Source organism: Sagittula salina, assembly GCF_017813235.1.
In the GTDB taxonomy this organism is placed as follows: domain Bacteria; phylum Pseudomonadota; class Alphaproteobacteria; order Rhodobacterales; family Rhodobacteraceae; genus Sagittula; species Sagittula salina.
The window spans coordinates 1-253 of record NZ_JAGISH010000074.1 but is presented as its reverse complement, the minus strand read 5'-3'; the positions used below and the strand labels follow the sequence as shown (position 1 = coordinate 253).

At 41.9% G+C, this 253-nt stretch carries 1 protein-coding gene; it reads left to right on the top strand.

The window, feature by feature from the left end; genetic code table 11:
- Nucleotides 1-253 (top strand): hypothetical protein (locus tag J5474_RS22610; RefSeq protein WP_209364271.1); only part of this gene is annotated, 253 nt, incomplete at both ends.

Here is a 253-nt window from a genome sequence, read left to right as displayed (position 1 = left end):
GTTTTCTATTCAAAGTTTTGGTTCGAATAAGATTAATTTAGGTCAAATAAAACTCAGTGATTATGCCAGTTTTAGTGCCCAGACTCAGCTGCCACGTTTAAGTGTGATTGATATTGCGAGTGGGATTAGCGGACGTCGGGTAAGTAACTTGGAGCCTGGTGATCCTACCGTTCAGGTGGCCATGCGTCTGGTTAAAATTCTGCAAGCTTTGGCACTACAAAAGGGAAGTATTGTTAATCCATCTGATGTGCAA